This is a genomic window from Salegentibacter salarius, assembly GCF_900168265.1.
In the GTDB taxonomy this organism is placed as follows: domain Bacteria; phylum Bacteroidota; class Bacteroidia; order Flavobacteriales; family Flavobacteriaceae; genus Salegentibacter; species Salegentibacter salarius.
This window is the reverse complement of record NZ_FVZF01000003.1, coordinates 113471-133828: the sequence shown is the minus strand read 5'-3', so window position 1 is coordinate 133828 and position 20358 is coordinate 113471. Positions and strand designations below refer to the sequence as shown.

General features: G+C 38.2%; 19 protein-coding genes. 7 read left to right on the top strand and 12 right to left on the bottom strand.

Annotated features, from left to right (window positions below):
• Positions 1 to 48: 48 nt before the first annotated feature.
• Positions 49 to 558 (top strand): DUF1440 domain-containing protein, encoded by a 510-nt coding sequence (locus B5440_RS03145; protein ID WP_070054537.1) that lies wholly within the window; start codon positions 49 to 51, stop codon positions 556 to 558.
• On the opposite strand, the gene B5440_RS03140 is transcribed toward B5440_RS03145, so the two are convergent.
• The 3 genes from B5440_RS03140 to B5440_RS03130 form a co-directional block, all read right to left on the bottom strand.
• On the bottom strand, positions 555 to 3029 hold the full coding sequence (locus B5440_RS03140; protein ID WP_070054536.1) for a ligase-associated DNA damage response DEXH box helicase: 2475 nt from the start codon (positions 3027 to 3029) through the stop codon (positions 555 to 557). The two genes, B5440_RS03145 and B5440_RS03140, sit on opposite strands and share 4 nt — an antisense overlap.
• Before the next feature lie 140 nt (positions 3030 to 3169).
• On the bottom strand, positions 3170 to 4765 hold the full coding sequence (locus B5440_RS03135; protein WP_070054535.1) for an ATP-dependent DNA ligase: 1596 nt from the start codon (positions 4763 to 4765) through the stop codon (positions 3170 to 3172).
• A 49-nt stretch (positions 4766 to 4814) separates the two neighbouring features.
• Positions 4815 to 5834, bottom strand: a complete 1020-nt coding sequence (locus B5440_RS03130) for a ligase-associated DNA damage response exonuclease (protein ID WP_070054534.1) — start codon at positions 5832 to 5834, stop codon at positions 4815 to 4817.
• 157 nt (positions 5835 to 5991) lie between these two features.
• On the opposite strand from B5440_RS03130, the gene B5440_RS03125 reads away from it, so the two are divergent.
• A complete protein-coding gene (locus B5440_RS03125; protein ID WP_070054533.1) occupies positions 5992 to 6414 on the top strand; it encodes a tellurite resistance TerB family protein in 423 nt (140 codons plus the stop codon).
• Positions 6415 to 6636: 222 nt separating this feature from the next.
• Here B5440_RS03125 and fbp read toward each other — a convergent pair whose 3' ends face one another.
• Positions 6637 to 7644, bottom strand: a complete 1008-nt coding sequence (gene fbp, locus B5440_RS03120; protein WP_070054532.1) for a class 1 fructose-bisphosphatase — start codon at positions 7642 to 7644, stop codon at positions 6637 to 6639.
• 299 nt (positions 7645 to 7943) lie between these two features.
• Between fbp and B5440_RS03115 the strand changes: the two genes are divergently transcribed.
• From B5440_RS03115 to B5440_RS03095, 5 genes are all read left to right on the top strand, one after another.
• Positions 7944 to 8426, top strand: coding sequence for a GNAT family N-acetyltransferase (locus B5440_RS03115; RefSeq protein WP_070054531.1), 483 nt, complete (start codon positions 7944 to 7946; stop codon positions 8424 to 8426).
• A 72-nt stretch (positions 8427 to 8498) separates the two neighbouring features.
• The gene (locus tag B5440_RS03110) at positions 8499 to 8969 is read left to right on the top strand and encodes a GNAT family N-acetyltransferase (protein WP_070054530.1); all 471 of its coding nucleotides are present in this window, start codon (positions 8499 to 8501) and stop codon (positions 8967 to 8969) included.
• A gap of 6 nt (positions 8970 to 8975) precedes the next feature.
• Complete coding sequence (locus B5440_RS03105) at positions 8976 to 10226, top strand: aspartate kinase (RefSeq protein ID WP_070054529.1); 1251 nt, start codon at positions 8976 to 8978, stop codon at positions 10224 to 10226.
• A 36-nt stretch (positions 10227 to 10262) separates the two neighbouring features.
• Entirely contained in the window at positions 10263 to 12065 is a 1803-nt protein-coding gene (locus tag B5440_RS03100; RefSeq protein ID WP_070054528.1) for a GNAT family N-acyltransferase, read from the top strand.
• Positions 12066 to 12152: 87 nt separating this feature from the next.
• Positions 12153 to 12803: an SDR family oxidoreductase gene (locus tag B5440_RS03095; protein ID WP_070054604.1), complete on the top strand. Its 651-nt coding sequence runs from the start codon at positions 12153 to 12155 to the stop codon at positions 12801 to 12803.
• Between the two features lie 133 nt (positions 12804 to 12936).
• Here the strand turns inward: B5440_RS03095 and B5440_RS03090 are convergent, their stop codons facing one another.
• The 8 genes from B5440_RS03090 to B5440_RS03055 all read right to left on the bottom strand — a co-directional run bounded on the left by B5440_RS03090 (position 12937) and on the right by B5440_RS03055 (position 20325).
• Positions 12937 to 13353, bottom strand: a complete 417-nt coding sequence (locus B5440_RS03090) for an arsenate reductase ArsC (protein ID WP_070054527.1) — start codon at positions 13351 to 13353, stop codon at positions 12937 to 12939.
• Between the two features lie 11 nt (positions 13354 to 13364).
• Positions 13365 to 13850: a DUF6428 family protein gene (locus B5440_RS03085; protein WP_070054526.1), complete on the bottom strand. Its 486-nt coding sequence runs from the start codon at positions 13848 to 13850 to the stop codon at positions 13365 to 13367.
• Between the two features lie 153 nt (positions 13851 to 14003).
• The gene (locus tag B5440_RS03080) at positions 14004 to 14390 is read right to left on the bottom strand and encodes a VOC family protein (RefSeq protein ID WP_070054525.1); all 387 of its coding nucleotides are present in this window, start codon (positions 14388 to 14390) and stop codon (positions 14004 to 14006) included.
• A 321-nt stretch (positions 14391 to 14711) separates the two neighbouring features.
• Positions 14712 to 15686, bottom strand: coding sequence for a 2-hydroxyacid dehydrogenase (locus B5440_RS03075; protein WP_070054524.1), 975 nt, complete (start codon positions 15684 to 15686; stop codon positions 14712 to 14714).
• 365 nt (positions 15687 to 16051) lie between these two features.
• Positions 16052 to 17401, bottom strand: a complete 1350-nt coding sequence (mgtE, locus tag B5440_RS03070) for a magnesium transporter (RefSeq protein WP_070054523.1) — start codon at positions 17399 to 17401, stop codon at positions 16052 to 16054.
• Positions 17379 to 18212, bottom strand: a complete 834-nt coding sequence (rsmA, locus tag B5440_RS03065) for a 16S rRNA (adenine(1518)-N(6)/adenine(1519)-N(6))-dimethyltransferase RsmA (protein WP_070054522.1) — start codon at positions 18210 to 18212, stop codon at positions 17379 to 17381. Before rsmA ends, mgtE begins: the two co-directional genes overlap by 23 nt.
• Positions 18213 to 18216: 4 nt before the next feature.
• Complete coding sequence (locus tag B5440_RS03060; RefSeq protein WP_070054521.1) at positions 18217 to 18525, bottom strand: DUF4286 family protein; 309 nt, start codon at positions 18523 to 18525, stop codon at positions 18217 to 18219.
• Between the two features lie 9 nt (positions 18526 to 18534).
• Positions 18535 to 20325, bottom strand: coding sequence for a tetratricopeptide repeat protein (locus B5440_RS03055; RefSeq protein ID WP_070054520.1), 1791 nt, complete (start codon positions 20323 to 20325; stop codon positions 18535 to 18537).
• Positions 20326 to 20358 lie beyond the last annotated feature (33 nt).

Genomic DNA, 20358 nt, shown 5'->3' with positions numbered 1-20358 from the left:
GTAGAAAACTCACATAATGGATAGTTTTAATATGTAAAATCATACAATATGAAAGTACAAACCTTATTGAAAAAAGATTCTTATTCTAAAGCAGCCGGTCGTGGATTATTGGCCGGAGTAATTGGCGGATTAGCGGGAACGGCGGTAAAAAGCCTGGTAGAACATTTTTTAACTGTGCGGGAAGTGGAGCAGCGTTCAGCTCAAATTAAAATTGTAGATGAGCTTTCTACAAAAATCACCGGTTCTCCCATAAGTGTTGATAATGAAGAATTAGCCGAACAATTAGTGAATTTCCCAATTGGTGCCAGTGTTGGTGCGGCTTACGGTTTCGGCAAAAAAGACAATGAAAAATTAAATATTACAGACGGAATAATCTTAGGCGGTTCTACCTGGATTTCGACTCACGAAACTTCGCTACCCATGATGGGACTGGAGCCAAAACCTACAGATGTTCCTATAAGAATGCAATTTAACGAACTATTCGCCCACGTTCTTTTTGGTATTACTACTGAAGTGGTTCGCAGCACAGTTTTGCAAAGATTAAACGAGAGAGACTAATTTTCAAGGCTTTTCAGCATTCTTTTAATCCTATCTTCCAGTTTTTCTGAAGATAATTTTTCTCTTAATCGGTCTGTGATGATCGGAAAAGAAAACGGCGTTGGTTTTTCGCAGTTTTTCCAAATAATCTTTTGATGTTGAATGCGCTCTAAAGCCATTCTTAATCGGCCTTCTTCCAACTGATGCTCAAAAGTTTCTCTGAAGGATTGTAAATACAATAAATTATCATCTTCATAATCTTTAAAAACGCTGAACAATAATTGGGAGCTACTTTGTAAATGCTTGCTTTTAATCAATTTGTTCGGGTAACCGGTAAAAACCATCCCGGCAATTACTGCAATATCCCTGAATTTTCGCCTGGCCATTTCTGTAGCGTTTAAACTTTTGTAAAGATCATCCATTAAATATGCTGCGGAAAAAAGATCGTTATCCAAAACTTGCTGCATATCAATTTCCTGGTCTGAGAGCAATTCAAAACCATAGTCATTAAAAGCTATACTAAATGAAATTGGCGAGAGCAAACTGATGCGATACGCTAATAAACTTCCCAAAGCCTCGTGTACAAAACGGCCCTCAAAAGGATAAAAGATCGCGTGATAACCTTCCCGGGTTTTAAAAGTTTCAATTAAAAACTCATTCTGTTTAGGGATAATCGATTCTTTTTGTTGCCGCTCCAAAATTGGCTGTAAAGCTTTTAATTCTTCTGATTTTTCCGAAGAATCTGTAGAAGTCGAAGCTGATGCCGCATACATTTCTTCCCGAAGCAGTTCACTCATTTGCGCCGAAAAGGCCATTCTCCCGCCCATCCAACTAGGGACTTTAGAAGTCTTTTTCTTCGATTTTCTAACTAAAACCTGCATACTTTTTATGCGCACCAATTCCAGGTTTCTACCGGCAAAAGTGAATACATCGCCGGGTGTAAGTTTGGAAATAAACCATTCTTCAATCGTGCCAATATAACCGCCTTTTAGGTATTTTACACTTAAAACCGCATCGCTCACAATTGTTCCTATTTGCAAGCGGTGACGCATCGCAATTCCACGGTTATTTACTTTAAAAAGACCGTCTTCTTCAATTTCAATTTTCTTGTATTCATCATAAGCCTGCAAACTCTGGCTGCCTTTGGTAACGAAATTCAAGATCCATAACCATTTATCTTCAGTAATGCCCTGAAAACAAAACGTAGATTTAATTTCCGGCCAAATCTCCTTCGGTAAAAAACCATTAGAAACCGCCAAAGTAGTAAGGTATTGCACCAGAACATCAAAACTTAACAAATACGGAATTCTATCTTCCACCGCCGCTTTTTGCACTGCTTTTTGTAAAGCTGAAGCTTCAATAAGTTCTATAGCGTGCGTGGGTAAAAAATGAATTACACTTTCTTTTCCCGGTTGGTGGCCGCTTCTTCCAGCTCGTTGTAAAAACCTGGCCACACCTTTTGGCCCGCCAATTTGAATAATGGTTTCTACCGGCGCAAAATCCACTCCCAAATCCAGGCTGGAAGTGCAAACCACAGCTTTTAAAGTTTCATTTCTAATGGCCTGTTCAACCCAAAGCCTGGTTTCTTTATTAATGCTACCGTGATGCATCGCTACTTCCCCGGCAAATTCTGGATATTTATGCATTAATTTCTGAAACCAAAGTTCGCATTGTGAGCGAGTATTAGTGAAGAGCAAAGTGGTTCTGGAGTTTTTAATAATCGGCACTACTTCATCAATCAAATGTAACCCTAAATGTCCCCGCCAGGGAAACTTTTCCATTTTCTCTGGAATAATAGATTTCACGCTGATCTTCTTCTTCAAGTTCGCTCTTATCAATACCGAATTCTGAAAGGCTTCGGAATTTGGACCGAGCAAAACTTCCCGCGCCTGCTCTAAATTCCCAATCGTTGCTGAAATTCCCCAAATTCGTAAATCTTCTGAAACCGTTTTTAAACGCGATAAAGCGAGTTCCATTTGCACGCCGCGCTTGGTACCCAGTAATTCGTGCCATTCATCAACCACCACGGCGCTTAGGTTTTTAAAAGTTTTATCGTAGTTTTTTGAAGAAAGCAATAATTGCAAACTTTCGGGCGTGGTAATAAGTAAATCGGGCATTGATTTTTTTTGCGCTGCGCGAACTTTTTGTGGGGTATCTCCCGTGCGAATTCCTACGGTTAAACCACTCCCAGTTTCATCAGCAAATCGTTGCGCCGACTGTTCAATTTCTACCGAAAGGGCACGAAGTGGGGTGATCCAAATAGCTTTTAATCCTTTTTTTTGCTTCCTTTTATAATCGGGATTTTTCTTTAAATAATCCAGCACTATTGGCACCCAAAGTGCGTAAGTTTTTCCGCTACCCGTTGGTGCGTTTAAGAGTCCGTTTTTTTTCTGTAAAAAAGCCGTCCAGGTTTGCTTCTGAAAAGCAAAAGGTTTCCACCCCTGGTTAGAAAACCAGGTTTCGGCTAATTTTTTGAGTTGGTTTCTATTCATGTTTTAACCCTTCCGTCTTATTCAGCTATCGCTGAATAATCCATTTTCCCTTAAAAAGGGAAGGAGCTTTTATTTTAATATTTCATCATCCCCAAAGTTCCCCTCCTTTTTAAGGAGGGGTGCTCAATAGGGCGGAATGGTTAGTCCGGTATCAAATCTCGCAACTCACCCAACGTATTTGCTTCGTGTATATTTTTATCGGTGCGCCAGCGTACCATTCTTGGAAAACGGGTTGCCACGCCGCTTTTATGACGTTTGGATTCGGCTATACCTTCAAAAGCAATTTCAAAAACGTGGTGTGGTGTCACGCTTCTTACCGGCCCAAAGCGCTCTAAAGTGTTTTTCTTGATCCACGCATCCAATTTTCTAAATTCAGCATCGGTTAGGCCTGAGTATGCTTTAGCAAAAGTCACCAGCTCCTTTTTGTCATCATCCCACAATCCAAAAGTATAATCGGTAAATAAATTGCTTCGTCTTCCGTGACCGCGCATAGCATAAGTGAGCACGGCATCTACCGTAAGCGGATCTACCTTCCACTTCCACCAGTCGCCTTTTTTTCTTCCCACTAAATACGGCGAATCCAATCTTTTCAACATCAAGCCTTCCGATTTTTCCTCCCGGGCACGCTCGCGTTCTTCGGCAACTTCAGCCCAGTTTTTAAAAGAAATTCGTTCAGATAAATGCAAGGGAATTTCTTCTGATGAAACCTCAGCATATAGCTTCTCCAGAATATTTCTTCTTTCAACAAATGGCTCGGTTCTTATATCTTCTCCTTTCCATTCTAAAACATCGTAAGCTTTTAAAATTACCGGGGTTTTCTCCAGCAATTTTTTACTGATATTTTTTCTTCCAATTCGGGTTTGCAGGTCTTTAAAGGTTCCAATTTTGCCATCTGGAAAAGATAATATTTCGCCGTCTATTACCGTTCCATTAGGAACTTTGCCCACGAAATCTTCAAATTCGGGATATTTATCGGTGACCAGTTCTTCCCCCCGGCTCCAAACAAAAAGTTCATCATTTCTAACAATCACCTGGGAGCGGATGCCATCCCATTTATGCTCGGCGCTCCAATTAGCTACAACTCCTAAGTCTTCAATTTCACCATCTATGGCGTAGGCCAGGTAAAAAGGATAAGGTTTTGACAAATAATCTTCTTCGTTTTCTTCTAAAATCAGTTTTTTAAAAGTTGTTTTTTCAGGCTTCCAATTACCCATCATTTTGTAGGCAAGAATATCTTCGTCTATACCGGTTGCTTTTGAAAGTGCACGCGTCATTAATTTTTGACTTACCCCAATTCGAAAACTTCCCGTGATGAGTTTGGTAAACACAAAACGCTCGTAATAATTAAGCTCTAGCCAGTTTTTATGTAAGTAGTCCTTTTTTTCTGCTTCGGTTTTAGGTTTTAATTCCAGTATTTCCTGAAGAAATTGATTCAAACTTTTTTCGGTATTTTCTTCGGCTGGCGGAATTACCAAAGCGATTGTTTCGGCCAGATCGCCAACAATGTGGTAGGATTCTTCAAATAACCATACAGGGATATTGGCCAATTCTGAAGCCCATTGGCGCATTAAAGTGGTGTTCACAGGTCTTGATGGCCTGCGATGCGATAAAATAGCGATAGTCCAAACCTTGTCTTTATCCTCAGCATTTTTAAAATAATGCGTTAAGGCTTCAACTTTTAAGGTAGTTTTATTGGTGCTGTCCAGGGTTTTTATAAGCTCTGCAAAGTCCTTCATTTTAAATTAGTTTAGTTACTTCTTAATTGCGCTCGAAGTGACAAAGCATTCAACTTTCTTTTTCAATTTTTGACTCTTCCTCTCCCAATTCTCCTTCGTATTGTGTTTCTTCGGTTCGAGCATCATAGCCTAATTCCCGTAAATAGCGGGAGAAAGTATCGGTATAACCGTGAGTGCAAATCACTTTTTCGGCTCCGGTAGCTTTTATAGATTTCAAAAGTCCCTGCCAGTCGCAATGATCGGAAAGAACAAAACCTCGATCTATTGCACGTCTTCTTCTTGCTCCTCGAAACGTCATCCAGCCGCTGGCCGAAGCTGTAACATAAGGCACCATTTTCTTAATCCATGGGCTGCCGTGGGCACTTGGAGGAGCTACCACGATATTTCCTTTAAATTCATTCTTTTTAGTATCACGGGTAACTCTTGTAGTTTCGGGCATTTCAGCTAAAGGTCGAATCACCTCCGTCATATTTTCTATAGCACCGTGAGTGTAAATTTTACCGATAGAAGTATCGAGATGTTTCAACAAACGCTGTGCTTTTCCGAGGGAATATCCAAAGATCACAGAGGTTCTATCGTCTTCCTTATTTTGCTGCCACCAGTTATTAATTTCAGTAAAAACTTCCGCTTGCGGCTGCCATTTAAAAGCAGGCAAACCAAAAGTACATTCGGTGATAAATGTGTGACATTTTACCGGTTCATAAGGTACGGCCACACCATCTTCTTCATCTTTATAATCGCCGGTAAAAACCCAAACCTCACCTTTGTGCTCTACTCTAATCTGCGAAGAACCAATAATATGCCCGGCGGGATGCAGAGAAAATTTCACACCATTAATTGTAAATGTTTCGTTCCATTCTTTCCCCGAAACTTCAATTTCCCCCAGGCGATGCTTTATAATAGGAACATTGCTGTGATGTGTAATATATTTTTTATGTCCCCAACGGGAATGATCGGCATGGCCGTGGGAAATAATTGCCTTATCTACAGGTTTCCAGGGATCCAGGTAAACATCTGCTGCTTCGCAGTAAATTCCTTTTTTATTAAAAGCGAGTAAAGGTGGTTTCATTTTTCTTAAGTAATTGGATTGAAATTACCCAAAATGCCACGCCTAAAAAAAGGATTAAGAAAAGATTAGGGATTGATTAAAACCTGAATATTTTAGCCATTTTTTGATAAAATATACTTTAAGCTTTAAGTATATTTGCAGTATAAAATTTATTAAAATGTCATTTTCAGATTTATTTGGTTCGGGAGAACATCTTCGCAATATCAACCACTTTGCTTCTATTGTAAACCTTGCAAGTGTAGATGGTGAGATCAACGAAAAAGAACGTGTTCTTTTAGAACGTTTTGCGCGTAAACTTGATATTAGCCAACAGGAATATAAAATGGTTATTAAGAACCCACAGGAATTTCCAATTAGCGCATATAACAGCAGTGAAAAGCGACTGGAACGGCTTCACGATCTTTTCAAGATCATTTTTGCAGATAACGAAATAGACCACGAAGAAGAAACACTTATCAAGCGTTATGCTATAGGTCTTGGTTTTTCTAATGAGAATGCCGAAAAAATAATTAAAAGGTCTATACAGATCTTTAGCGGACAATTGAATTTTGAAGATTACCAGTATCTATTAGATAAGTAAACAAGTTCGTAACAAGCTTACGAAACATTATTTTTGGAAAATTTAATTTGATTTCGAGGCATCCCGACACTTCGGGATGAAGCATTTAATCTCGATTATCGAGTAAAACATATAAATTATTTGGGCTTGTAAAAGTCGGAAAAAAAGTCAGGCTAAAATAACTCCTAAACTTCCGGATTATTTTAGCCTGATGTTTTTATATAAACTAAGTGGTTATGCTTTTTAACTATACTTCTGCATAAATTCTTCAGCCTTATCTACCATATTTTTACTTCCGCAGAAAAAAGGTGCACGCTCGTGTAATTCTTTAGGCTGAATGTCCATAATTCGATTAAATCCATCGGTGGCTTTACCGCCGGCCTGTTCTACGATAAACGCCATTGGGTTACATTCGTACAACAACCTGAGTTTACCATTATTAGCTTTAGAACTTTTTGGGTAGATAAAAATTCCGCCTTTAATCATATTCCTGTGAATATCTGAAACCATAGATCCAATATAGCGGGACGTGTAAGGCCTGTCATCTTTTTCTTCCTGGCAATACTTTATATATTTTTTTACGCCCTGGGGAAAATGCACATAGTTCCCCTCATTCATCGAATATATACTTCCATTTTCGGGAAATTTCATATCTGGATGCGATAAATACCAGGATCCTAAGGCAGGATTTAAGGTGAAACCATTTACTCCGCAACCAGTAGTGTAAACCAGCATTGTAGAAGTACCATAAATAATATAACCAGCTGCTACCTGTTTATTTCCCGGCTGTAAAAAATCTTCTTTAGTTACCGGAGTACCAATTGGAGTAACACGACGATAAATAGAAAAAATAGTACCTACCGAAACGTTTACATCAATATTAGAGCTCCCATCCAGCGGATCCATAAGGACTACGTATTTATTTTTGTTGTCATTATTTTTCCCTGAAATAGTAATAAAATCGTCATTTTCTTCTGAAGCGATTCCGCAAACAATCTCCCGATTAATTAGGGTTTGAATAAAAGTTTCGTTGGCATAAACATCTAGTTTCTGCTGGTCTTCACCCTGGATATTGGTATCGCCATGCAAGCCTAAAATATCTACTAAACCTGCTTTATTCACTTCGTGATTTACCACTTTAGCCGCCAGGCGTAAGGACCTAATTAAGCGGGAAAGTTCTCCCGAAGAATAAGGAAAAGCCTCCTGATTTTCTATAATGAATTCACCTAAAGTTTGATTTTTCTTAACCATTTTGAACCAATATCGTTATTTGCTTCAAAATTATTCATTTTTTTTAGTTACTAAAACGTTTTCGCTATAAAGTATTGAAAATTCACAAAAATTTAAATCAGTCAAAATTCAGGGCAGTTATTTCTAATATTTCCATTAAAACAATGTCGCAGCAAACTCACGAAGCATTATTTAATATTGGTAGATATAATTTAATTCGAAGTAAGCCTCGGAGCATTCAGTCTCGATTATCGAGTAAATTTTTAGAATTATCTATATTGAAATTTCATTCTTTACTTTTGTAGATAAAGCAAATTAAAATGGAATTTAAAATTAGAAAAGCAAGACCGGAAGATATGCCGGCTGTGCTAGAACTAATACAGGAACTGGCAGAATTTGAAAAGGAACCCGATGCCGTAATAATTTCGGCAGAAGACCTAAAAAGAGATGGTTTTGGCACCAATCCAGCCTTTACCTGTTTTGTAGCCGAAGCAGCCGGAACGATAGAAGGAATGGCGTTATGCTATTTTAGATATTCTACCTGGAAGGGAAAAACAGTTCATCTAGAAGACCTGGTAGTTAGAGAAAGTATGCGTGGCAAAGGATTAGGCAATGCCCTTTACACGCGCGTAATAGAATTCGCTAAAGAACAGAGCGTAAAACGTACCGAATGGGTGGTTTTAGACTGGAATACCCACGCTCGTGCCTTTTACAGCCGCAGTGGCGCTACCGTTTTTACCGACTGGTGTACCGTGCAGATGGAAGAGAATGCAATGAATAAATTTCTGGAGAAATCACGTTAATTATAAGCTAAGCCCGCTAAAATAGGCCCGGTTATTAAAATCTATTCCTATTTTTGTAGAAACACCGAACTTATGGAATACGTTGTACGTGAAGCTAAGCGGGAAGATATGCCCGCGGTTTTGGAACTTATAAAAGAACTTGCTGCTTATGAAAAGGCTGCCGACCAGGTTGAAATTCGAGTGAGCGACCTTGAGCACGAGGGTTTTGATGAAGGCAACTTTAAATGTTTTGTAGCCGAAGTAGATGGAAAGATTGAAGGAATGGCACTTGTTTATTTTAGGTTTTCTACCTGGAAAGGCCGTACCGTTCACCTGGAAGATCTAATCGTTAGAAAAAGTATGCGAGGCACAGGACTTGGTGGCGCACTCTACAAAAGAGTCGTAAAATATGGCCACGAAAATAGCGTTAGAAGAGTAGAATGGGTAGTTTCTGAAGGGAACAAAAATGCCCAGGAATTTTACGAAAATACCGGGGCAGATATCAAGAAAAACTGGTATACCGTACATATGGATGAAACCGGAATCCAGAAAAATATCGATTAAAATTTTATGAAGGTTTTTAAGTTTGGAGGCGCATCGGTGAAAGATGCAGCCGGGGTAAAAAATGTTCAAAATGTATTAGAGAAAACCGGGAACGGCCCCAAAGTGATCGTGATCTCGGCGATGGGTAAAACCACCAACGCGCTGGAAATTGTAATTAAAGATTATCTTTTTGAAAAAGAAATCCCTAAAAGCCTCGAGGCGGTTGAAGAAACCCATTTTGAGATTTTAAACGAGCTTTTTGAAGATACCAAAGCGCCAGTTTTCACTAAAGTTAATACACTTTTTACCGAGCTTAAAAATTTTCTTCAGCATAATAAATCTGAACAATACGATTTTGTTTACGACCAGGTAATTTGTTACGGTGAGCTGGTTTCTACCGCTATTGTGAGTGAGTATTTGAATTCTCAAAATGTAAATACCAATTGGGTAGATGCGCGTGAATTTATAAAAACCGATAGTGTTTACCGGGATGCAGGTGTAAATTGGGAAGAAACCCAGGAAGCAATTCAGCGCAACCTGAATTTAAACGAAATAAACATCACCCAGGGTTTTATTGGCTCAGATCCCAATAACTTTACTACCACGCTTGGGAGAGAAGGTAGTGATTATACCGCGGCAATTTTCGCCTATTGTTTAAATGCTGAAAATGTAACCATCTGGAAAGATGTGCCCGGGGTTCTAAATGCCGATCCACGGGTTTTTAAAGATCCAGAATTACTTCAACATATTTCTTATGAAGAAGCTATAGAACTTGCTTTTTATGGAGCTTCGGTAATTCACCCAAAAACATTACAGCCTCTTCAACAAAAAGAAATCCCGCTATTTGTAAAACCATTTTTAAAACCAGAAAGTGAAGGCACTAAAGTGGGAAAAGGAGCATTAATTTTTCCTGAAATTCCCTGTTTCATTGTAAAGAACGACCTGGTTTTAATTTCGCTCTCTACCCTGGATTTTTCTTTTATGGTAGAAGAAAACATCAGTGAGATCTTTAGGCTTTTTCATCAGTATCAAATGAAGGTGGACTTAATTCAGAATTCTGCCATTAGTTTTTCGGTTTGTGTAGACAATAAATTTAACCAGTTAGAGAAACTTATTCAACATTTAAAAGCACGATTTAAAGTAAGTTTTGTTCCCGGAGTTTCACTGTTCACCATTAGGCATTTTAATGATGAAGCTATTGCCAGCCTTGAAAAAGACAAAGAAATTTTACTAAAACAGCTCACTCATAACACCCTACAAATTGTAACTCGCAATTAAAGATTTTTTATTGCAACTAATTAAACCAACCAAAGAATGGGAATTGTAAGTGCCAGAGAGGTCGCCAAAGTAATGAACCTTGAAAAATTGGGATTTTTAGGAACTTCTATGGGCTGGCTTATTTTAAGAACTACAAAACTCTCCCGGCTCAATAAGGAATACCAAAAACGCAAAAAGCTCAACGGAATTGACTTTATAGATTCGATTTTAGAAGGCTTCGAAATCGATTTTGAAATTCCGGAGAAAGACCTGAAACGCATACCTAAATCTGGAGCATTTATTACAATTTCCAATCATCCACTTGGCGGAATTGACGGAATGATCTTGATGAAATTACTACTCAATCAACGTCCGGATTATAAGGTTATCGCAAACTTTCTACTTCATCGCTTAGATCCACTGAGGCCTTATATTATGCCGGTAAATCCTTTTGAAGATCACAAAGAGGCTAAATCTAGCTTAGGCGGAATTAAGGAGGCAATCTCCCATTTAAAGGAAGGTCACGCGTTGGGAATGTTCCCCGCGGGAGAAGTTTCTACTTATAAAGATCAAAAAATAATTGTAGACAAAGCCTGGGAACCGGCTGCAATGAAACTTATACAAAAAGCCAAAGTGCCCGTAGTCCCAATTTATTTTCACGCCAAAAACTCTACTTTTTTCTATCGCTTAGCTTCAATGAGCGATATTTTGCGCACTGCGAAACTACCCAGCGAAATGCTAACGCAAAAAAAGCGAAAAATTAAAGTGCGCATTGGTAATCCAATTAGCGTAGAAGACCAATTAGAACATTCTAATATAGAGGCTTTCACAGCATTTCTACGCCGAAAGACCTACATGCTGGCCAATGTTTTTGAAAAGAAAAACCTTTTTGATAAAATTCCAAAGACTTTAAAACTTCAGAAAAATCCGAAAAAGATCGCGGGTGAAACGGCTGAAATCTTAATGGAAACAGAAGTTGAGAACTGCCGAAAAATGGACAAACGTTTACTATCCAGTAAAAATTATGAAGTATTTCTGTCAAAGAAAGAAGTGATTCCGCATATCGTTGCTGAATTGGGTAGATTACGCGAAATCACCTTTAGAGCAATTGGCGAGGGCACTAATAATGCTACCGATCTTGATAAATTTGACGATTATTATTATCACCTCTTTTTATGGGATAATGAGACTAAAAAAGTAGCCGGCGCTTACCGAATGGGAATGGGGAATGAAATTTATGCCAGTCACGGGATTGAAGGGTTTTACCTTCAGGAACTTTTCAAATTTGAGCCCGAGCTTCATAAAATGATGAGGCAGTCAATAGAAATGGGCAGGGCCTTTATTGTTAAAGACTATCAGCAAAAACCCATGCCCCTGTTTTTACTTTGGAAAGGCATTGTGCACTGTACTTTGCGCTTCCCCGAGCATAAATATCTTATTGGCGGCGTAAGCATCAGTAATAAATTTTCAAACTTCTCTAAATCGTTAATGATCGAGTTTATGAAATCGCATTACTACGATCCTTATGTCGCACAGTATATTAAGCCAAAAAAAGAATTCAAAGTAAAACTAAAAGATGCCGATAAGGATATTGTTTTTGATGCCAGTAAAGCTGACCTAAACAAGTTCGATAAAATTATAGATGAAATTGAACCCGAAAATATGCGGCTGCCGGTGTTGATCAAAAAATATATCAAACAAAATGCAAAAGTTGTGGCCTTCAATGTAGATCCGCTTTTCAATAATGCTGTGGACGGATTGATGTATATAAGAATCGCCGATTTGCCTGAAAGCACCGTAAAACCCGTGATGGAAGAGTTTCAGAAAGAACTGGAGGCAAAGTTCAGTTTAAAGCATTAAGCTGTTAATTTCATGTTATTCTGAAGCTTTCATTATGAAGGTTTTTAATTCATCCTTATCTTGAATTTGATAAAATTAAAGTTAGAAATGGAAAAGATACTAATAGCCGGTTCAACCGGACAAACAGGAAAAAGGGTTATTGAAATTTTAAATAATACCGAAAATTTTAAACCCATTGCCATGATTCGTAAAGAGGAGCAGAAGCAAATCTTTGACGATATGGATGTAGAAAGTGTAATGGCAGATCTTGAAGGCGAAATAGACCATGCTTTTAAAGGAATAGATCGTGTTATTTTTGCTGCCGGTTCTGGTGGTAGTACTGGCCCGGATAAAACAACGGCAGTAGACCAGGAAGGCGCAAAAAAAATGGTAGATGCAGCTAAAAAGCATAACGTGAAGAAGTTTATTATGCTTAGCGCAATGGGAACCGATAAGCCAGAAGAAGGTGGCGATCTTGAGCATTATCTAAGAGCGAAAAAAGAAGCAGATGACTATCTTGTAGATAGTGGAATTGTTTACACTATTGTACAGCCAGGAAGGCTTACCGACGATATGGGGCTTGCTAAAGTAAAATTAGCACCAAAACTAAAAGAACGTGGTGAAATATCTCGTGATGATGTAGCATTTCTTTTAGTAATGTGCCTTGCCGATCCATTAGGAAAAAATATGGCATTCCAGGCGCTAGAAGGTCAGGAATCTATTAAATCTGCGCTTGTAGAATTAAGCCAGAATAATTAAAAAATATCTTTAGATAGAGCTTATTAAAATGCTGTTTGGTAGTTCCCAAATGATAGATCCCCGATCCAAAATCGGGGCAGGCTCTGAAACAAGTCCAGGATGACGTGGGAATGATCAAACAGCATTTTTTGTTTTATAGGTTGTCATTCACAAAATTCTCACACCAGTCTTTTATTTGGTTCCTGGTGCTTCTAAAAGCTTCCTGAATTTCTTCTTCTGAACCTTTTACCTTTGAAGGATCTTTAAAATTATGATGTAACCTTACCGCATTTTTCGACGGAATAAATGGGCAGTTTTCATTGGCATGATCGCAGACGGTAATAATAAAATCGAAGTCCACTTCTTTATATTCGTCTACATTATTGCTGGTATGATGAGAAATATCTATCCCATCTTCTTTCATAATGGCTACCGCTTTTTTATTTAAGCCGTGAGTTTCAATTCCCGCGCTATAAATATTTGAACGCGATTTGGCAAAATGTTCTAAATATCCCTGCGCCATCTGGCTTCTACAAGAATTTCCGGTACACAATACAAGTACGTTTTTCATAAAATATAATATTAGCAGCAGCCACCGCCGGGTGCACATTCATTTACACTAAGCTCTTCAGGCTGGGCTACACCGCAGGTTTCTTTTGCTTTACAATCGGTAGGATTTATATCCAGGTTTATCAATAAATTTCCATTTTTAATTACAAAACCGGTTACAAATAATTGTGCGGTATGAAAGTTAGCGTTACTGTATTCAAATTTCACCTCGGCATCCATATCGTAAGATTTCATTTGCCCTACTCTATCAAGAATTGCCAGGGCTTTAGAAACCTTCATGAATTCAGTTTTCCCAAATTCCTCCGGACTTTCCCAAAGTTGAATAATAGTTTCGTTCCAGGCATCAGTTCCGGCTCCGCAATCTACCGAGTCGATTTTTAAATGTTTCACTTCGGTTATATGATAATTAGCTCCTACCAGCAGGTTAGGTGCATATTCAAAAAGTAATGGTTTTTCCTGGTGAGATTTGAGTAACTCGAATAATTCTGAAGTTTTCATAATTCTATATATTAATATATCGCAATATTACGATTAATATGATTTATAAAAAATTTATAGCCGATTTTTATTCCTAAAAATAAGTGTAGATAAAAATAACCCCTCCGCCTATCGGCACCTCCCCTTGAAAAAAAGGGGAGGAACTCTAAAATTTTATAAAAAAGCCCTGTCATTAGGCTCCCAAAGTTCTATTTTATTTCCTTCCAGATCCATTATCCAACCGAATTTCCCCTCTTCTACTTTCTGAATTTCATCCATAACCTCAACTCCTTCTTCCTTTAAAGTTTCCAGCAATTCTTCAAGATCTTCCACGCGATAATTCATCATAAAATCCTTTTCTGAAGGTTTAAAATGCTCGGTATCTTCTTTAAAAGGACTCCATTGTGTAGAACATTTGTTTCCATTTTCATCCAGCCACCAAAATGTGCATCCCCATTGGTCTGTATTTAAACCAAGATGTTTGCTGTACCATTCTTTTACCGCTTTCGGATCTTTGGTTTTAAAGAAAACTCCGCCTATTCCTGTAACTCTTTTATTCATATTTTCTGAATTAATTTTTATGAAAATACGCTAATTCGTTTGAGGATTAAAATAATTATAAAAATGACTTTCTCAAAAAAATTGTAAACGTCATTACGAACGAAGTGAAGTAATCTTTGGTTTGATTTTTCCAAATTGCAGATTGCTTCTCTCAATAAAAATCGGGATCACAATGACAAAAAACTTGCTGTTTTAAGGAATAAAAACTTTAAGGTATTAGATTCTGAAATAAATTCAGAATGACGAAAGCTCATAAAAAAACCTCACAGGTCTCGGAGGCCTGTGAGGTTTATACTTTATCTACTTTCAAGAAAATTACTTCTATTCTCCTTTTCCGAATTTATCTATAATTTTTCCGGCAATTACACTTGCCAGTCTTTCGTGAGATTCTTTGGTCCAACCGGCAACGTGCGGACTTAAAATAACGTTATTTAAAAACATAAGTTCTCGCATAGCATCTGGAATTTGATTTTCTATACTTAGCGAAACGTTCTTTTTATTAGAAAAAAGACTTTCAAAGGACGCCTTTTCGTATTCCAGAACATCAAGCCCGGCGCCAAGTACCCGCCCATCTTTTAATGCGTCCACAAGATCTGCGGTTACCACATTCTTTCCGCGAGCGGTATTGATAAACCAAAATGGCTTTTTATAAGCATCAATAAATTCTTTATTGATCATTTGGTCGGTTTCAGGTGTCCAGGGAGTGTGCAAGCTCACTACATCGCATTTCTCTCTAAATTCCTCTAAAGATACCTGGCGTACGTGTTCATCGCCTACACCCTCTTTAATATCGTAGCAAATTATCTCAACATCAAATCCGCGAAGTTTTTTGGCAAAAGCTTTTCCCATATTTCCGTAACCAACAATTCCAACGGTTTTCCCGTCTAATTCAAGGCCCCTGTTTTCTTCTCGATGCCAAAGCCCATCCCGAACTTCCCTATCGGCTTTATTTAGTTTATTAAAAAGGGAAAGCAGCATTGCCAGAGTATGTTCACCAACGGCATTTCGGTTTCCTTCGGGTGCAGAAAACAAAGTGATTCCGTGAGCTTCGGCATACTCCACGTCAATATTTTCAAGACCCGCTCCTACTCTTGCAATAAATTTTAAATTAGGAGCAGCATCAATAAACTCACGATCTATGGTATAGCGGCTTCTAATCACGATCCCATCGTACAAATGCTGATTCTCCAGTGTTTCTTCACGAGACTGGCTAAAACCCTCTATATTATGATGACCGGCATCGTCTAGTTGTTTAATTAAAGTTGGATGATTGGTATCTGAATGTAAAATAATCATTGCTCTAAATTGAGTTTTTATTTTTATAAAATAACGGCCGCCGGGAGAAAGCGTAAAAACAGGCTACTCCTCGTTAATTAATTAGGTTTGAAAAATGAAATAATTATATGGAAATGATGGCGGTTTCATCTTTGTTTACTCACTGAGTGAGATTTTATAAGGCTGAATAAAAAAATTTCACGTCAAGCTAAACTTGTTTCAGCTTCTATAATGTTAGATCCTGAAACAAGTTCAGGATGACGGTTTGAACAGCCTAATTATGTTTTTCAAATTAGTGTAACCTGTAAACTTCTTACAGGCATTTTAATTATTAACCGACAAAGTTAAAGAATGATTTCTGTAATGAGAAACCTGAGGAGTTTAACTTAAAAACCAAGCACCAATTTAGAAATATAGAAAAAGAGAAAAATTCCGAAGATATCATTACTCGTGGTGATAAATGGTCCCGTAGCAATGGCAGGATCAATACCTTGTTTGTTTAAAATGATCGGCACAAAAGTTCCTACCAAAGCGGCAACAATAATTACCGAAAGTAAGGATGCAGCTATAGTTATGCTTACCAGTTGATCCTGACCAACAATTAACCCAAATAAGATAACCAGGATTCCTAATGCAACCCCATTTATTAAACTAAGACCTACTTCTTTTATTAAACGCTGTAATAAGCTACCCCGTAAATTATCATTCGCAAGTCCCTGAACAATTATGGCACTGGATTGAACTCCAACATTTCCCGCCATTGCTGCAATTAAAGGCGTGAAAAAGAATAAAATCGGGAATTGTTCGAGAGCCTCTTCAAAACCTTTCATAATATAAACACTGCCCAGTCCACCAAAAAGTCCCAGTACCAGCCAGGGTAACCTCGCTCGTGTTAATCTTAAAATGCTATCATCGGCCTCTACATTTTCAGAGATACCGGAAGCCATTTGGTAGTCTTTTTCGGCTTCTTCTTTTATAAAATCTACAATATCATCAATGGTAATTCTTCCAACCAGGCGCCCCATTTCATCTACCACGGGAATAGCTTCCAGGTCATACTTTTGCATAATTCGCGCTACTTCATCGCCTTCGGTATGAACATTTACAAAATCTACCTGCGGAATATATACATCGCTAATATTTGCGTGACTTGGCGCGGTAAGTAAATCTTTTAAGGAAAGACGGCCTTTTAATTTATTTTTGCTGTCAACTACATAGATAGAATGTACCCGGGTCACATTTTCGGCTTGCTCACGCATCTCTGTCATACAACCGGTCACACTCCAGCTCTCCTGTACTTTCACCAGCTCTTTAGCCATAAGACCACCGGCTGAATCTTCATCATAACGAAGCAGCTCTACAATATTATCGGCATGTTCCTCGTCTACGAGTTCTGCAATAACATTTTGCTGGCGTTCAGGAGAAAGTTCAGAAATGATATCGGCAGCATCATCGGTATCCATTTCTTCCAGCTCTTCGGCAATTTCTTTAGCCGAAAGAGTATCTAAAATACGCTCCCGAACTCCTTCTTCCAGCTCCATTAAAGCTTCGGCCGTTTTCTGGCTGTCTAAAAGTTTAACCACATAAGTGGCTTCTTCCAGAGAAAGTTCGGTTATAATTTCGGCAATATCAGCGTGGTGTACATCTTCAAGATGCAGTAGCAATTCCTCGTTATTCTCTTCGGCAACAAGAAACTGTATTTTCTCAATTAATTCACTGCTGATTTGAAATTGCATAAGGCTGAATTTTAAGGGTCAAATCGATAAATTCCCGAAAACCTAGTTGTTCCGGGCGTTTGCCAAATATAATATCTTCCCTTAGATTATCGGGTAAATCGAAACTTTTTAAACTATTTCTCAAGGTCTTTCTGCGCTGCTGAAAGGCTGTTTTTACGACTCTGAAAAACAGTTTTTCATCACTAGGCAGGCTAAAATCTTCCTTTCGGGTTAATCGCAATACTCCGCTATCTACTTTTGGCGGCGGATTAAATACTGAAGGTGGCACGGTAAACAAATACTCGGCTTCATAAAAAGCCTGCACCAGTACCGAGAGGATTCCGTAGGTTTTATTGCCTTCTTTCTCACAAATTCGCTTAGCAACTTCCTTTTGAAACATTCCTGAAAACTCAGGAATTTGATGTTTTAGCTCTAAAACCTTAAAAACGATTTGGGTAGAAATATTATAAGGAAAGTTGCCTATAACCGCAAAAGCTTCATCCCGAAAAACCGATCCCAGATCGTATTTTAGAAAATCGTATTGGTGAATTCTATCTTCAAGTTGCGGATAATGTTCCTGAAGGTAAGTAACACTTTCGGTATCAATTTCAATTACGTGAACTTCAGTATCTTGTTTTAAGAGGTATTTGGTTAAAACGCCCATTCCGGGGCCAATTTCCAAAACCTTATTATAGCCTTTATAGCTAAGCGTTTCAGCGATATCCTGCGCCACACTTTCATCGGTCAAAAAATGCTGGCCAAGGTGTTTTTTAGCTCTTACATCACCATCCTGTACCTGAGGTGTTTTACCTTTCTTTTTGTATTTCCCCATAAAATTATTGCTCGCTAATTACTTGCATTTCGGTTCTAAAAGCGACGAATTTACCTTCAAAAACTTTACTTTTTCCTCTCATTCTATCAGCATCCTCCTCGTAATATTTCTCCAATTCTGCCTTGCTTTCAGCTGTATATTGAACGGAATACGTGATGCCGCCCATAGCTTCGGTGACCATTACACGCGTCATTAAAGCTTTTTTAAATTTCCCGGTATCCAACATTTCGGGAATATGTTCTTGTTTCATCCATTTTACCCACTCGTCGTGAATAGCTTCTTCTACATTTATGGTTACGTTGTATATGTACATGTTGATTTTTTAAGGTGTTTCTTCGTAATCTCCTCTAAGCGCGCGGTATTTTTTGCGGGCTTCCACAAAATAAATACTGTCGGCAAAGTTAAAGATTATTTGCTCGTAATATTCTTTAGCCTTTTCAGGGTTTTCCAGCTCATTTGAATATAATTCAGCTAAATAATAATGGGCGTTATCAGCCAGAATATCAGTATTAAAATTCTCGATAATTGTGAGATAATTATTCTCTGCCTTTTCCGGTTGCCCTGCTTCTTCATATAATTGAGCTTGCTTGAGCAATGCTTCATCTTCTATTTTTTCTCCTTTATGAAGATTTAAAATTTCTTCAAAAAGTTGAATTGCTTCTAAATTTTTCTCCTGAAAAGCCAGCAAATCGGCACGGGCATATTTTTTAAGTGCAGTTTGGGTGGTATCTTCTATAGAATTATCTTCAATAAGCAAACTCAACTCCATCGCGTCATTAGCGATAAGTTGCGAAGTAGAAGATTTTAAAATATCAAGCTGTTGTTTAGCCCATTTAAAATCTCCTTTAAAATAGCTGGTTTTAGCGACTTTAAAACGTGCATTTTGCGAAATTTGGTCGTTTTTCACCAAATTCTGAACCTGGGAATAATAAATAAGCGCTTCGTTAAATTTCTCCTGAAGCACTAAAATATCTGCAAGCGCTAGTTTAATCATCGCTTTATCAAAATCGCGATTAGCCTGCTCTGAGAGCTTTTTTAATAAGCCGATAGCTTCTTCCTGCTTATCCTGTTTAAAAGCCAGGAAATTGGCAAAATCTATTTGCAAAGCCAAGGTGTTAAGGCCGGTTCCAAACTGCTCCAGCAATTCAGCATATCTTTTTTCTACTTCTGCATATGTTTTTTCATCTTCATTTTTCAGCTGTATTTTTAATAAAAACTGATTTCCCTGCAACACCAGATTTTCTGAAGGCGCTTCTTCTATTACATATTCAACAATTTCTGTAGCGGCTTCAAAATCTGAAGCTTCTCTGGCCATAACCGCAAGGTTTAAAATACTTTGTAAACTTTTATCACTTCTTCTATAAATAGCTTTCTCCTGCCAAAAGGCTTTCAAAAATTCCTCTTCCTGGGTAAAAAGCCAGCTGAGCATTTCGTTATAAAGCAACCTGGGATTTTTTTGCAGCTTAGTGAGCAGCAACCTTCTAAAAATTGTATTGGCTTCACTTGAAGCATCTGCTGAAATATACTTGCCGAATTCTCGATTCGCGATTGGGAAAAAGTCGGGATTCGCTTCTATAAGCTCCAGGTAATTCTCAAACATAAGTTCGGTTTTACCCTGCTCCCCGTAAATTCTTGCAAGTTGCATATTAAAGTTTAGCTCATTATTTAGCTGCATTGCCTTTTCATAGGTTTCTGCAGCATATTTTAGCAAACTATATTTCTGAAAAGTTCTGGCTATGGAATAGGCGTAATTAGGACGAGCATCTACCGCGCTTAAGGCTTCTGCATAGAATTGCTCTGCTCTTTCGGTGTTTTGCTGAAGTTCATAATTATACCCCAACTCTATTAAAAGCGTTGGATTATTTGCTGAATTATTCAATTTCTGCCGAAGTAATTCTTCTGATTTTTTAAAATTCTCCAGTTGCTGATGACTTTGCACCACTCCGAAAAAATAGGAAGTATTCTGCGGATTTTCCTCTAGTAATTCCTCGTAGGTTTTAAGCGCTTTCTCAAATTCTCCCTGGTCGAAAAAATTACGCGCCAATACCTCAGATTGCGCAAAAGCACCTGAAATTGAGCAAATAAAAACGAGAAAAAATAAGACAGAGCGCATCCCGTAAATATAAGGATTTGACCTGTGAATAAT